Annotated in this window: 11 protein-coding genes; 3 read left to right on the top strand and 8 right to left on the bottom strand. The window is 55.2% G+C overall.

Annotated features, from left to right (window positions below; all coding sequences use genetic code 11):
• Positions 1–78: 78 nt before the first annotated feature.
• Together FN806_RS04180 and mprF are read left to right on the top strand one after the other, a co-directional pair.
• The gene (locus FN806_RS04180) at positions 79–507 is read left to right on the top strand and encodes an Lrp/AsnC family transcriptional regulator (protein WP_142634311.1); all 429 of its coding nucleotides are present in this window, start codon (positions 79–81) and stop codon (positions 505–507) included.
• Between the two features lie 98 nt (positions 508–605).
• Complete coding sequence (gene mprF, locus FN806_RS04175; protein WP_142634310.1) at positions 606–3215, top strand: bifunctional lysylphosphatidylglycerol flippase/synthetase MprF; 2610 nt, start codon at positions 606–608, stop codon at positions 3213–3215.
• Positions 3216–3218: 3 nt separating this feature from the next.
• On the opposite strand, the gene FN806_RS04170 is transcribed toward mprF, so the two are convergent.
• The 6 genes from FN806_RS04170 to FN806_RS04150 all read right to left on the bottom strand — a co-directional run bounded on the left by FN806_RS04170 (position 3219) and on the right by FN806_RS04150 (position 7971).
• The gene (locus tag FN806_RS04170) at positions 3219–4781 is read right to left on the bottom strand and encodes an efflux transporter outer membrane subunit (protein WP_142634308.1); all 1563 of its coding nucleotides are present in this window, start codon (positions 4779–4781) and stop codon (positions 3219–3221) included.
• An 11-nt stretch (positions 4782–4792) separates the two neighbouring features.
• A complete protein-coding gene (locus tag FN806_RS04165) occupies positions 4793–5938 on the bottom strand; it encodes an HlyD family secretion protein (RefSeq protein WP_142634305.1) in 1146 nt (381 codons plus the stop codon).
• Between the two features lie 21 nt (positions 5939–5959).
• The gene (locus tag FN806_RS04160) at positions 5960–6322 is read right to left on the bottom strand and encodes a DUF3302 domain-containing protein (RefSeq protein WP_142634304.1); all 363 of its coding nucleotides are present in this window, start codon (positions 6320–6322) and stop codon (positions 5960–5962) included.
• A 34-nt stretch (positions 6323–6356) separates the two neighbouring features.
• Positions 6357–6926: a disulfide bond formation protein B gene (locus FN806_RS04155; RefSeq protein WP_142634301.1), complete on the bottom strand. Its 570-nt coding sequence runs from the start codon at positions 6924–6926 to the stop codon at positions 6357–6359.
• Positions 6927–6935: 9 nt separating this feature from the next.
• On the bottom strand, positions 6936–7091 hold the full coding sequence (locus tag FN806_RS20395; protein WP_185956618.1) for a DUF5993 family protein: 156 nt from the start codon (positions 7089–7091) through the stop codon (positions 6936–6938).
• A gap of 97 nt (positions 7092–7188) precedes the next feature.
• Entirely contained in the window at positions 7189–7971 is a 783-nt protein-coding gene (locus FN806_RS04150; RefSeq protein WP_142634299.1) for a DeoR/GlpR family DNA-binding transcription regulator, read from the bottom strand.
• 203 nt (positions 7972–8174) lie between these two features.
• On the opposite strand from FN806_RS04150, the gene glpD reads away from it, so the two are divergent.
• Positions 8175–9752 carry a glycerol-3-phosphate dehydrogenase gene (gene glpD, locus FN806_RS04145; RefSeq protein WP_142634297.1) on the top strand — a complete coding sequence of 526 codons (1578 nt, stop codon included), beginning with the start codon at positions 8175–8177 and terminating at the stop codon, positions 9750–9752.
• A 37-nt stretch (positions 9753–9789) separates the two neighbouring features.
• Here the strand turns inward: glpD and FN806_RS04140 are convergent, their stop codons facing one another.
• Together FN806_RS04140 and FN806_RS04135 are read right to left on the bottom strand one after the other, a co-directional pair.
• Positions 9790–12927, bottom strand: coding sequence for an efflux RND transporter permease subunit (locus FN806_RS04140; protein WP_142634295.1), 3138 nt, complete (start codon positions 12925–12927; stop codon positions 9790–9792).
• A 3-nt stretch (positions 12928–12930) separates the two neighbouring features.
• Entirely contained in the window at positions 12931–14109 is a 1179-nt protein-coding gene (locus FN806_RS04135) for an efflux RND transporter periplasmic adaptor subunit (RefSeq protein WP_142634293.1), read from the bottom strand.
• Positions 14110–14333: the final 224 nt, after the last annotated feature.

Below are 14333 nucleotides of genomic sequence, written 5' to 3'. Positions count from 1 at the left end.
CTACTCCGGCAATGTGGCTTGCGGATAGGGATCAAAATGCTCAAAATGGAACCGCAAGTGACATAACGGAAGTATTGAATGGACGATTTGGATGGCAAGCTTCTCAGCGCTCTGCATCGGGATGCCCGTGCTTCACTCTCGGAACTGGCTGAAACACTGGGAGTCACACGCACAACAGTGCGCAGCCGTCTGCAACGTTTGAAGCAATCCGGCGAGATTGTGGGCTTTACGGTTCTGACACGGCAGGATGTGGCGCAAAGCCCGGTCAGAGGGTTGATGATGCTGGAAATCGAAGGGCGCGGCACCGAGCGCACCATGGCCCAAATTGCCGCCATGCCACAGGTGCGGGCTGTCCATTCGACAAATGGCGGTTGGGACTTGATTGCCGAGATAGGGACCGAGACCCTGGCCGAACTGGATGAAATCCTGTTTCGCATCCGCAGGATCGAAGGGATTACGCGATCCGAAACCAACTTGCTTCTTTCTACTCGGAAAGGCCGCGTCTGATTGCTGTAGTGCTTTGAGCAGCAAGGAATATGTGTAAAAGTTGCGATGCGTTCGCCACCCGCGCAAAGGCAGCTGCAAACCTGAAACAGGGAAATCACATGACTGATCAGGATACAGGCAAAGAACTCTGGGCCATCAGACTTGCCGAAAGAGTATCCGGTTTTCTGGAACGACCCCTGGTCAGAATCGCCATTCCCGTAATCGTCATGCTGGTCGCCCTGACCGTGCTGCATGAACTGTCTGCACATGTGAAATGGTCATCCGTTCAGACGGATGTGGCGAACACCTCTTGGACGCTGTTGTTCATCGCCCTGTGCTGGACCGCTTTTAGCTTTGTTTCCCTGTCTTTATACGACGTCTTTGCAGTCCAGAGCGTTGCCGACGGCGAGGTCCCTTTGCCGGTTGCGGGCATGGCCGGGGCCTGTGGTTATGCGGTGTCAAACTGCCTTGGGTTTTCCTACATCACGGGCACGGCGATCCGGTATCGGATCTACGCATCTTTGGGGCTGGATCTGGGGCGCGTCGCTGGGGTTATTGCGACCTCGTGGATCGCTTTCTGGTCTGGCATGACCTTGCTGTTGGGGGCTTTGCTGACCTTTCATCCCGACGGGATATCGAAGGTTTTACCAATCAGCGTTACGGTCGAGACGGTCATAGGATTGGGCCTTTTGATCGCTCTGGCAACGCTGTTCATTTGGCTTTCGAAAGGCGGGCGCAGGCTGGCCTATGGCGGGGTTGGATTTAACCTTCCCGGCGGCAAATTGGCCGGGTTGCTGACGCTGGCGGCCTTGGGCGATGTGTTTGGTGCGTCGATGGTTCTGTATGTGCTGCTGCCGACAGACCTTGGGATCGGCTACCCCTATTTCTTCACCATCTTTATTGGCGCGATTGCGGTCGGTATCCTCAGCCATGCGCCGGGTGGAATTGGCGCCTTCGAGGCGACTATGATCGCGGGACTTGGCGCGTCAGGCCGGTCGGATGTCATTGCCGCGCTGCTGCTGTACCGCCTGGTCTATACGTTTCTTCCCTTCCTCATCGCCACGCTTTCAATCGCTGTGGCATCAGCGCTGAGCCACCGGCGACATATTACTGGTGCAGCCACTTGGGTTTATCGAGTGATCCGTCCGATCGTGCCCATGGTGGCCGCAGGCGTGGCCGCAGTGGCCGGTGTGATACTTCTGGTCTCCGGCGCGTTGCCTGCAAGCAGCGGTAACCTGGGTGTGCTACGGGATTTCCTGCCCCTGTCCTTTGTCGAAGCGTCCCACCTGGCCGGAAGCGCGGTAGGGGTCTTACTGATCCTTGTGTCACGGGGGTTGTTTCGCAAGCTTTACCGGGCTTGGGTTGTGGCCATGCTGTTGATGCTGGCCGGTTTTGTCGCTTCGCTGACCAAAGGGCTGGATACGCACGAAGCGCTCAGCATGGTGGGTAGCATCGTTCTGCTGGCCATGTTCCGGGATGCGTTCTATCGGGTTAGCGGCGCGTCGATCTTTAGGTTGAACATACCCTGGCTGGTCAGCGTTCTTGCATTGCTTGCCGTCATCTTTTGGGTGGGTCTGTTTGCTTATTCCCATGTCGAATATCAAAATGCCCTGTGGTGGGAGTTTGCCTGGAATGGCGACGCTTCGCGGTTCCTACGATCCAGCCTTGTGGTTGCGGTCATCCTTGGGGTGGTTGCCGTTAGCTCTCTGTTCGGGCGCGAAATTCCTGTTCCAGTCCGCACAGAAATCCCCGAAGTAGTCGAACGTTTGGTGATGGAAAGCGAAGACACGGAATCCCAGATTTCCCTGACCGGGGACAAGCAGTTCCTGATCGCGCCGGATGAAACCGCTTTTCTGGCTTATGCCGATACCGGCAACGCACTGGTCACCAAAGGTGAGCCAGTAGGGGATGAAACCGCCGGTAAACAGCTGATATGGCAGCTGCGCGAGAAGGCGGACCGTGAGGGTAAACTTTGTGCCTTCTACAGCGTTTCCACCAAATACCTGCCGACCTTTCTGGACCTTGGCCTGTCGATCCTGAAAATTGGCGAAGTAGCGCGGGTGCCGCTGAAAGATTTTTCGCTGGACGGAAAATCCCGCAAGCGGTTCCGTCAGGCCAAGAACCGTGCCGAACGCGAAGGGTATGTTTTCGAGATTATCCCAAAACAGGAACTAACCCCGATCCTGCCCGAGTTGCGCAAGATTTCGGATGACTGGCTGGCGCAAAAGGCTGGGGCCGAGAAAGGTTTTGCGCTTGGCGGATTTGATGAAACCTATCTGTCCTATTTCGACCACGCGGTGCTGCGGAATGGCGAAACAGGTGAGATCGTCGCGTTTGCTAACCTGTTTCAGGGCGGGCAAAAATCAGAACTGTCGCTGGATCTGATGCGGTATGAACCAGATAGCCAAAGTTTTGTTATGGATGCGCTGTTTGCCGAGATGATGTCATGGGGCGCCGAGCAGGGGTTCCACTGGTTCTCGCTGGGGGCGGCACCGTTTTCCGGGATCGAAAACCGGCAACTGGCATCACTGTGGAACCGCATTGGCGGCTTTGTCTATGAACATGGCGAACAGTTTTATCACTTCGAGGGGCTGCGCTCGTTCAAGCAGAAATTCGAACCAGAATGGAGCCCGAACTATTTGGCCAGCCCCGGAGGACTGGCCGCGCCGCGTATTCTCTACGAGGTCAACATTCTGATTTCGGGCGGCTTGCGCGGTCTGACGAAATAGCGCTCAGTTCAGGCTGGCTTGGATCGGAGCCTGTTGCAGCAGGTCTCCCCAATCGGTGCGATAGGCCATTTCGGCCAGCACGGTTTCCGGCAGGAACTCCTGATTTTGCCGGATTTGCCAACCACCGCCTAAACCTTTGTAGACTGCAACCAGATTGCTCGAGACCTGCTGGCGGGCTTCGATCAGGTTGGCCTGTGATCGCAGCAATGCGGTTTGCGTGTTCAGAACGCGGGAATAGCTGGCGATGCCATCCCGGTATTGGTTCACCGCGATCTCGGCAGCTTTGCGCGATGCGGTGACGCTGTTTTGGTAGAATGTCACTTGTTTGCGTGACTGCGTATAGGCGACCATGGCGCTTTCGACCTCGGAATAGGCGGTCAGAACGGTGTTTTGATAGTTCGCAATCAAGGCCTGATAAGCTGCGTCCTGGGCGCGGACATTATTCTTGATCCGCCCATAATTCAGCACATTCCAGACCACTCCGGCACTGGCTAGCCCAGTATTGCTGGCGGATGAAAACAGGTCCTGACTGCCCGAGGCCTGCAGGCCGATCGAACCGGACAGGATGAACTGGGGATACAGGTCAGCAATCGCGATCCCAACTTGCGCAGACTGTGTGGCAGCGGCCAGTTCTGCGGCGCGTACATCCGGGCGTCGGCGCAGCAATTCCGCTGGTACTCCAACGGCGACGTTGGATCGGGCCGAAGGGATACGACCGGAATTACCCAGCAACCCGGCCATGCGCGAGGGTGTTGTTCCCAGTAAAACAGCCAAAGCATTCTTGGTCTGCTGAAGATCGCTTTCAATTTCCGGCACTAGCGCCATGGTATTGTTCAGCAGGGCGGTGGCCTCTTGCACATCCAATTCAGTGGTGACGCCGTTGTTGAAACGCAGCTGGGTCAGATCAACCGAATCCTGCTGCAGCTTGATATTTTCTCGTGCCACGAACAGGGTTTCTTGCAGCGCGCGGAAGCTTACATATAACGCTGCTACATCGCCGGTCAGCGTGACCAAAGCGTCATCGTAATTAGCGACCTGAAGTGCCAGATTGGATCGTGCGGCCTGCACACCCCGGCGTTGCTGCCCCCACACATCCAATTCCCATTGGGCGTCGAAGCCAACCTGCGAGGTCGAGAATTCGGTATCCAGAGGGATGATCCGATTGATATCGGAAATCGGCCCGATATTATCGCTGATCTGGCGCCGCTCGATCGAACCTCCGATGGCCTGCGATTGGGGGTAAAGCTCACCAAAGGCAATCCCAAGCTGTGCGCGGGCCTGTAATACGCGCGCACCGGCCACCTGTAGCGCCAGGTTCTGGGCATAGGCTTCGGCGATCAACCGGTTCAAAGTGGCGTCGTTGAAGGTCTCCCACCATTTTGCCACAGGGGCACTACGCGAGGTGAGGCCGCTGGCACCGACTGAAGGGTTGTTTACCTCGATCCATTCCTTCACGACCGGAGAGTTCGGTCGCACAAAATCAGGACCGACAGGTGCGCATCCCACCAGCAGCGCGGCACACAGGGCTGTGCCCATCAAACTGCGGTTTAGCCTGGCCCGTGTCATACAGCGTGTCCTTAAATGTCCAGTGGTCGGATGAAGTTTGCGAAGGAATAGAGGCGGATATTGATGCGCCGCAGGAACTCAAAGCTTTTGCCCTGGCCGGTATAGATTGCCACCGCGGCATGTCCACCGGCGGGAAAAACGTGGCCATCTGGAATATCGACCGAAATCTGCACGGCAATATGTCCAGGAATTTTTGGCAGTTCAAATCCGGGCAGGCGGCCTGATGGCAGATATTGACCCTGGCGGGTTGCCCACCAGATTGCCTCGACTTTGCCGGTCAGGATTTCTCCGGGATATAAGTCCAGCGCGACCTCAACCTGTTGCCCGGGTTTCACAAATTTCAGGTTTTGCTGCCGGTAAGTGGCGAGAATATAGGGATTTTCTTTGGTCACAAAGCTGGCGATTGCGCCCAATCGGATGTCACCGACAACCAGACCCGGGCGTGCCTGTTGTGAAACGATCATACCATCTTCGGGCGCGTAGATCGTAGTATTGTCCAGAAAGTACCGGGCCTTTTCCAACTGAGCCTGAGCTTGAACGATTCCGGTATTGACCCCGTCGATCTGCGAATCCAGCGCCAGCTTTGCCTTTTCCAGATTGGCTTCGGCCTCTTTTATCTTGGCCTGATCTTCCGTGACCTGCTCGTTCCAGCGATCCAGCTCATCCTCGCGGGCACCACCCGCAGGGACAAGGTTTTCATACCGTGCTTGCTGGGTCAGCGCATATGCCAGTTGCGCGTTGGCTCGCTCGACGGCTTCACCCGCGACGATCACATCCTGTTCCAGAATTTTGGCGTTCTGCTGGGCTGCAACCAACTGTGCGGATGCCTCTTCGAATTCAAGCGCAAAGACGGTGTCGTCGAACCGATACAGCGGATCCCCTTTCTTCACCTCTGTATTCGGCTCGACCAGAACCTCGGACAGGATGGTTGGTTCAGTCAGGCGCGGTACGATCTGTATGGTTGAGCGGACTACGTGGCTGTCGATCGAAAATGGCTGGAAGAACCGCAGCGCAACCATAAAGATCAATAACAGATGAGCACCCACCCAGAAGGAAACGATGCCCCAGGCGATACTAAACTTAAGCCATTGTAGTTTGAAGAAGATCAGCCAGACAAAAATGATGTAGAAAAGCGTAATGCCAAGAGCGACAAACATATTGTGGGACTTCCTTTAGCCTTAGCTTTTTTGTGTTTCGTCCGGGTCCAGTGGATCGCGATATTCTTCGGTCAGATCACCGCCTAACCGTTTGATATCCTTCCGTATCGCATCGCGTTCATCATCAGGCATACGGCGGATATCGACAGTGGCTGCATCGTGGAAAGCCCACATAAAGGCGTGAATCCAGGGAACGACAGCCAGAAACCCCATCCAGCCCATGATCTTGACTGCCTCGGCATGGGGATGGTTGCGTTTGATTGCGATGCGGCCGGGCAGTCCCATTATGAACAGAAACAGCGCCATTACAGCGGCCAGCAGCAGTATAAGTGCGATAAATGTCAGATAGTCATAATAGCCTAGCGGCTGCCCCAGTAGTCCCATTCCGATGCCTCCATGAGGGAAGGTTTATCCATCCTCAGTTGTTGGTGTCCAGTTCGTCAATCAATTTGTAGCTTGTCGGCGGGTCAGCGCAGATACCTGGGCCACATTCCAACAAGGTCGCCCCCGCATTCAGCGCGGCCAGCCCTAGCATTACAAAGAACGCGGTTTTGGCCAGCATATTGCCCCCGAACCGTGGTTGATCGACGGTTGTGTCCTGATATTGACGGTCGAAAAGCAGCATGATTGCCGTGCCCAGCAGGATCAGAAAAAAGCAGATCGCGGCCCATGTGTAGTAGTGATACCCAAAAACAGGCGAACCATAGTGGCCGGTACCCGGTACGATATGCAGCAAGATCTGGCGAACGGAAACGCTGATCCCAAACAGTGCCGCAAGCAACATCAACGCATAATGCTGCGGCCGGGCTCCGTATAGCAGGTTCAGGCCCAAACCAACGCCCACCGCTACGAACCCGACCCGTTGCAATAAGCAAAGCGGGCAGGGCAGTTCGTTCAGCGCCAGCTGGTATCCGAAGGCCAGCACAAGAACGAGGCTGACCGCCAGGGTTCCCAACGCGTTCAGGGTGCGGGAAAGCTCGGGTGTCATTGTGGCCTCCTACAGCTGAATGGTCAGTTGGCTGGTGGCATGAAACTTCAGCCAATAAACACTTAGGGCCATGGTAATGAAGAACACAACATTGGCCGCTTTGGTTTTTCTATAATAATTCAGCCCCATAGTGGCTGAGAGTAACGCAAATAAAAGCGCGATCATGGCCCGGATCTCCCCCTTGCCGTGCACTGATTGCAATATGTTGTGATACTGTCAGGGCCGGTCGCCTATGACAAGAACCACGTTTGGAATTACGCGTTTAATGCGAATCTCCGGTGGTTCGGCCGCTGTATACGACCCGCGTTCCCCATTCCTTGCATTTACGTGCAAGCCGACTTGGAAGAGGTTGATCTGTAAAGAAAACGTCAACTTCGGACATTGAGGCAATACGGGCAGGGGCCGAGCGCTGAAATTTCGAATGATCGGCAACCAGAAAGCTGTGTCTGGCCTGTGCAATGATAGTCTGGCTGACACGGACTTCTTGGAAATCGAAATCCAGAAGATCACCATCGGCGTCCAGTGCGGAACACCCGATTACCGCATAATCGAACTTGAATTGTTCAATCGTTGAATTGGTCAGGTTGCCGATCAGACCACCGTCCGACCGGCGCAGAACACCACCGGCGACGACGATCTGGCAGTTCGTGTTTTCCACCAGGATACGCGCGACATTCATGTTATTTGTCACCACCATAAGATCTTTGTGGTTTAGCAACTGATGCGCGACAGCCTCGGTCGATGTGCCGATGTTCAAAAAAAGCGATGCACCATCCGGTATGTTGGCAGCGCAAACCTGTGCGATACGGGTCTTGATTTCAGCATTCAGGGCGCGCCGGTCCTCGTAACCGATATTCGAAACGCCGGATCGCAGGACCGCGCCGCCATGAACCCGGTCCAGCTTGCCCAGTTCCGCAAGCTCGGAAAGATCGCGCCGGATCGTTTGGACCGTGACACCAAACTGCAACGCCAGATCCTCGACCATGACGCGACCATTCTGCTTGGCGATTTCTATGATGTCTGACTGGCGGAACGAAAGAGACAAGGGAAGCTCCGGTTATTGGGTTCTTTCGTTTTTGTTCCTTTTTTCGCAATATTGCAACCGGCAGAAATCAAACATCGTTTGGACAACAGCAAAAAATCGCTATTCTTGTTCGTTACGCGAAAAAAAACGAAAATCCACATTGACGAACCGAGTATCGAGCGGGTTAATTGCCGCACGTTTTCAGCAAAAGGACTGACCTGCAAATGGCACAGCAGACTGGCCAGGTTACTGACCTATTCATCATCGGTGGCGGTATTAACGGTTGCGGGATCGCGCGTGATGCGGCCGGGCGGGGATTGTCGGTGACATTGGCCGAGATGAACGACTTGGCATCGGCCACGTCCTCGGCCTCGACCAAACTGTTCCACGGCGGCCTACGGTATCTGGAATATTTTGAGTTCAGGTTGGTCCGCGAGGCGCTGATTGAGCGGGAAACGCTGCTGCGGGCAATGCCTCATATCAGTTGGCCGATGCGCTTTGTGCTTCCCTACCACGATGGGATGCGATTTGACTCGGACACTCCGACCTCACGGCTGCTGAGTACAGTGATGCCTTGGATGCGTGGTCGTCGTCCAGCCTGGCTGATCCGTCTTGGCCTGTTCATGTACGATCACCTTGGAGGGCGGAAAATTCTACCCGGGACCTCTGCGCTGAATTTGCGTTCCGCGCCTGAAGGTGTCCCGCTGCAAAATAGGTTTGAGACCGCGTATGAGTATTCCGACTGCTGGATCGAAGATTCCCGTCTGGTTGTTCTGAATGCCCGTGATGCCGAGGCCCGTGGCGCCGATATTCTGGTTCGGACCGAAGTTCTTTCAGCCGAGCGGGTGAATGATGTTTGGCATGTGACGATCCGCGATAACCAAAATGACGAAACCCGTATCGTCCTGGCAAAGATGTTGATCAATGCCGGTGGGCCCTGGGTTGGCGATATCATCCAGAAAAAAATCCACGTGAACTCGCGCGAGGGGGTTCGGTTGGTCCGCGGCAGCCATATCGTAACCCACAGGTTATTCAACCATGACAAATGCTATTTCTTTCAGGGCGAAGACGGGCGCATCATCTTTGCCATTCCCTATGAGAGAGATTTCACCCTTATTGGAACAACTGATCAGGATCACCCAGACCCATCGGTTCCTCCAGTCTGTACCGAGTCTGAACAGGAATATCTGTGTGCGTTTGCGTCAAAATATTTTGAGCAGCCTGTGACCCGCGAAGACATCGTCTGGACCTATTCCGGTGTGCGCCCTCTGTATGACGATGGGGCCAGCAGCGCAACGGCCGCGACCAGAGACTATACTCTGAAGGTCAATGGGCTTGGCGGTGCTCCGGTTTTGAATGTTTTCGGCGGCAAGATTACGACCTATCGCAGATTGGCCGAAAGTGCGCTTGAGAAAATCGCTGAGTACTTCCCGGATTTGCCCGGTCCATGGACCGCTGGAGTTTCTTTGCCGGGTGGCGATTTCCCCGTTAGCGCAGTGCAAGACCTTATTGCCGGTCTGGAATTCGACTATGCCTTTTTGAATCGCACATGGGCGGAACGGCTGGTGCGCGCCTATGGAACCGAGGCGCGCGCTATTCTGGCCGATGCAAAGACCGCTGAGGATCTGGGGGAAGAGTTCGGGGCGACTTTGACCGAACGCGAAATGGAATGGCTGGTCACCAAGGAATATGTGCGCTGCGCTGAAGATGCCATCTGGCGCAGAAACAAGCTGGGCCTAAGACTTGATGCCGATCAGATCGCTGCCATCCAGCGCTGGATCGAAAAGCGCCTGGCCCATTAAAGAAAAGCCCCGCGTTTTTGGCGGGGCTTTTTTTGATTTATGCGGCTTCTTCCGAAGGGTCGGGGTCGTTCTTTGTCCCTTTGAGCCATTCCCTCAGCCCCTGCATCAGGGCGTAAAGTACCGGCACAAGGATAACGCCAACCAGAGTTGCCGCCAGCATTCCGCCAAAGACGGCGACACCGATGGCCTTCTGGCTAGCCGCACCCGCGCCGTTCGCGGCAAGCAACGGTACAACACCCAACAGGAAGGAGAGGGCAGTCATCATCACCGCGCGGAAACGTTGATGGGCGGCTTCGGCTGCAGCATCTTTGATCGAAAGGCCATTGGCACGCTGTTCCATTGCGAATTCAACGATGAGGATACCGTTCTTCGACGCAAGCCCCACCAGCATGATCATCCCGATCTGCGTGTACAGGTTTATGTCGCTGCCCACGATGGCCACTGCCGCAACCGCCCCGAATAGGGCAACAATAACCGATAGAAGAATGGACACCGGCATCGACCAGCTTTCGTATTGCCCCACCAGGAACAAATAGGCGAACAGGACAGCAAGCCCGAGGATAATGATCACAAGACTGCCGGATGCAAGCTGCTGTTGCGCGGTACCTGTCCATTCAAACGCGTATCCCGAGGGGAGGGCGTTGGCGGATTCTTCTGTCATCACAGTGATAGCGTCGCCACTGGACAGCCCTGGCGCAGGTACAGCTGTAACTGTTGCGGAACGGAACAGGTTATGCCGTTTTAACAGGACTGGCCCCAACACGTTTTCCACGTCGATCAACGTACCCAATGGAACCATATCGCCCTTGGTCGAGCGCACATACAGGTTCGAAATATCTTCGACCTTGTTCCGATAGCTCCCCTCGGCCTGAATCATCACGCGGTAGACGCGGCCAAACAGGTTGAAATCGTTCACATAGTACGAGCCTAGTTGGGCTTGCATCGTCTGAAAAATCTCAGCAACAGACACTTCCAGGGTTTTCGCTTTCTCACGGTCCAGATCGACAAATAGCTGAGGAACATTGGCCCGGAATGTTGTATAGGCCTGACCAATCTCGGGTCGCTGGTTTGCAGCATAGACGAAGGACCCAACGGCCGAGGCCAGATCCTGAGGCGTACCGCCCCCGACTTGCTGAACCTCCATTTCCACACCGGCTGACATGCCGAGGCCCTGAATCGGTGGCGGGTTGAAGGCCACGATCGAAGCTGCGGATTCGCCATTTGCAATCGCCAGAACCTTGCCCAGAATGGCATCGGCAGACAGGTCGGGATCTTGCCGCTCGTCCCAGTTGTCGAGGTTCACAAAAACGGTCGCTCCATTTGTGGTTGTGCCGTTCAGCAGCGAAAATCCGTTGATCAGAACCGTACTGGCGACCCCCGAGATATCGCGGATCTGGTCGTCGACCCGACCTGCGATAGTCTCGGTGCGTTCCAGCGTTGCCGCATCTGGCAACTGGATGTCCACAAAGAGATAGCCGTTGTCTTCAAGCGGAATAAAACCGCTTGATGTGTTCGACATGATCGTCCCTGTACCCATTGCCAGAACAACGATGACGCCCAGTCCGGCGACTGGCAGAATTAACAGTTTGCGCACAATGACGACATAACCGTCGCGCAGCGTTCCGATGAAACGCTCAAACAGGGCCAGAATACCCTTGGGCGGACCCGAGCGTGCGCGCAGAACCAATCCGCAAAGCGCCGGAGACAAGGTCAAAGCGTTGATTGAAGAAATCACGACCGCAGTCGAGATGGTGACTGCAAACTGAGAATACAGTCGCCCCGAGATGCCAGGCATAAAGGTTACGGGCACAAAAACGGCCAGCAGAACCAGTGTGGTTGCTATGACGGGTCCGGTGATTTGGCCCATTGCTTTCCGTGTCGCCTCAGGCGGGGACAACCCTTCGTCGGCGATAATGCGTTCAACGTTTTCAACCACCACGATGGCATCATCGACCACGATCCCGATGGCCAGTACAAGCGCGAACAAAGAAATTGTGTTCAGGGACATCCCAAACGCCAGCAGGAACGCGAACGTCCCGATCAGCGAAACAGGAATAGCAACCGCCGGAATGATCGTGGCACGCCAACTGCCCAAAAAGACAAATACGACCGAAATCACCAAAACGAACGTCAGCATCAGGGTGGAAACCACGTCGTTCAGAGATTGTTCCACGAAGTCTGTCGTGTTGAAGGGTACCTGATATTCAACATCTGTTGGGAACGAACGCGACAGCCGGTCCAATTCGGCCTGAACACGATCAGAAACAGCCAACGCATTGGCACCGGGGGCTTGATAGATACCGATAACCGTTGCGGGTTCTGCCTGGAAATAGCCCGAAGCCGAGTAGAACTGCGCTCCAAGTTCGGTTCTGGCAATGTCCCTTATGCGTACGATTGCCCCTGCATCACCAGTACGGATGACAATATTGCCAAATTCAGCGGCCGAGGTCAGCCGGCCCTTGGTCTTGATCGTATATTGAAATGTCTGTCCCTCAGGGACCGGCGGCGAGCCTATCGAACCGGCAGACACTTCGATATTCTGTTCTCGGATAGCGTTTATGACATCACCCGGTGAAATCGACAGGGCGGTCATCTTGTCGGGATCCATCCAGATCCGCATTGCATATTCAAGGTTAGTCAGAACGTCGGCTTTACCAACACCCTGTACCCGCGCCAACGCATCTTTCAGGTTGATCGAAGCGTAGTTCGACAAGAATACACTGTCATAGGTGCTTTTGGGTGAGGTCAGCGTGACCAGCATCAGCATATTGGTCGATGCCTTCTGCGTAACGACACCCGAAGAAGTCACCTCTGACGGAAGCGAAGACATGGCCTGCGCAACGCGGTTCTGCACGTTGACGGATGCAATGTCAGGATCGGTGCCGACTTCGAAGGTAATATTCAACGAATACGATCCGTTATCCGAAGAGGTGGACGTCATGTAGATCATGTCATCCACGCCGTTGACCTGCGCCTCTATCGGCGCGGCGACAGTGTTCTCGACCGTTTCGGCATTGGCACCGGTATAGGTGGCGGAAACGCTGACGACCGGTGGCGTAATATCAGGAAACTGGGCGACCGGCAGAACCATATAGCCGATCCCGCCCATGATCGTCAGGACAAGCGAAATAACTAGGGCCAGCTTGGGCCGGCTGATGAACAGGGATGAGAACATCTGTTACTCTCCCGGCTGCTCGGATGCGGTGACAGCATCCACTGCCACACCCGGGCGCACGCGCTGGAGGCCCTCGACGATCACGCTTTCCCCTTCGCGCAGGCCGTCTAGAACGATCACAGCAGTTCCGACATTGTCGCCGGTGGTGATATAGCGCTGTTCGACCATTTGCTTATCGTTAACGACCAGAACGAAATCACCGCGCTGATCACGTGACAAGGCCGCCTGCGGGATCAGAACCTGCAAGGTCGGCTCCAGGGCTTCGATATGAACGCTCAGGAACTGACCATCGAGGATCAGCCGGTCGGCATTTGTGAATTCGGCCCGCATTGCAATCGTTCCAGTTAGCGGGTCGATATGGTTGTCAACGAAAACAATCGAACCTGTTTCGCCCAAGTCCGATCCATTGGGCAGCGTTACATGCACATTCGGGCTTTTGGGGCTTTCGGCCAAAGACGATGCATTCTCGCCATATTGTTCAAGAACCGAGGTAAACTGTTTTTCGTTCAACGAGAAATTCACATACACTGGTGCCTCGCTGACGATATTCACCAATGGTGGGTTGTTCGGGCCAACAACGTCCCCGACGCTGATAGCGACCCGCCCGATACGGCCGGTGAACGGTGCGTGGACCTTAGTATAGCTCAGATCAAGTTCGGCCTGTTGGATCGCGGCTTTCGCGGCTTTGACTTCGGCAATGGCCACAAGTTCGTTGGCACGGGCGATATCCCGTTCGCTTTCCGGAGTGGCATCGCGTTTGTAAAGTTCTTCTTTACGGGCCAGGTCAACTTTGGCGAGCTCAAGATTTGCTTCGGCACGGTCCAGATCGGCATTCCGTGCATCTAGTGTCGCCTGATACAGGTCCGGCTCGATCGTGAACATAAGGTCGCCTTCATTCACCATCGCGCCGTCTTCAACATTCTGACTGTCCAGAAATCCGCTGACCCGGGCGACAATATCGGCCTTGTTCAGCGCCTCAGCTCGACCGATGAAAGTCGCCTCGTCCGTGATTTCTTGCGTGTAGGCCGCTGCGATGGACACTTTGGGCGGTGGGGCGTCACTTTTATCCTGCGCGGCAGCTGGCACCACCAACCCACACAGGGCCAAAGCTGCGGCATACCAAACGGATTTGGCTATGGGGTCATTCGGTCGAAAGCTGAAAAGTGTTGATGCAAGGATCATGGCAGAAGCCCCATTGAAACAAAAACTGGACACAACTCGGGTCGCCGCCAGCGGTCCGAGTCGCCTAAACTCTTCGTGAGGATGGCTGGTTTTGCTAGGTTTCTCAAGCGTGTTAGCCCGTAGGGCAATCGCTTACCCAAGGATATTTTTCTGTAGGGCGGCAGGTTTACGCAAATCGGCCAGGGCTAGTTCCCTGATCTGGCAAGGTCGTTTCCGGCAATCTG

Origin of the sequence: Ruegeria faecimaris, from assembly GCF_900182615.1 — a bacterium.
Taxonomy (GTDB): Bacteria; Pseudomonadota; Alphaproteobacteria; order Rhodobacterales; family Rhodobacteraceae; genus Ruegeria; species Ruegeria faecimaris.
The sequence above is the reverse complement of the archived record's forward strand: the minus strand, read 5'-3'. Positions and strand labels throughout refer to the sequence as shown.

Bases quoted from the DNA above. Each gene is read 5' to 3' on its own strand.
- mprF (WP_142634310.1), top strand. From the start codon at position 606: ATGACTGATCAGGATACAGGCAAAGAACTCTGGGCCATCAGACTTGCC.
- FN806_RS04155 (WP_142634301.1), bottom strand. From the start codon at position 6,926: ATGACACCCGAGCTTTCCCGCACCCTGAACGCGTTGGGAACCCTGGCG.
- FN806_RS04180 (WP_142634311.1), top strand. From the start codon at position 79: ATGGACGATTTGGATGGCAAGCTTCTCAGCGCTCTGCATCGGGATGCC.
- FN806_RS04165 (WP_142634305.1), bottom strand. From the start codon at position 5,938: ATGTTTGTCGCTCTTGGCATTACGCTTTTCTACATCATTTTTGTCTGG.
- FN806_RS04140 (WP_142634295.1), bottom strand. From the start codon at position 12,927: ATGTTCTCATCCCTGTTCATCAGCCGGCCCAAGCTGGCCCTAGTTATT.
- FN806_RS20395 (WP_185956618.1), bottom strand. From the start codon at position 7,091: ATGATCGCGCTTTTATTTGCGTTACTCTCAGCCACTATGGGGCTGAAT.
- FN806_RS04135 (WP_142634293.1), bottom strand. From the start codon at position 14,109: ATGATCCTTGCATCAACACTTTTCAGCTTTCGACCGAATGACCCCATA.
- FN806_RS04160 (WP_142634304.1), bottom strand. From the start codon at position 6,322: ATGGGACTACTGGGGCAGCCGCTAGGCTATTATGACTATCTGACATTT.
- FN806_RS04170 (WP_142634308.1), bottom strand. From the start codon at position 4,781: ATGACACGGGCCAGGCTAAACCGCAGTTTGATGGGCACAGCCCTGTGT.
- glpD (WP_142634297.1), top strand. From the start codon at position 8,175: ATGGCACAGCAGACTGGCCAGGTTACTGACCTATTCATCATCGGTGGC.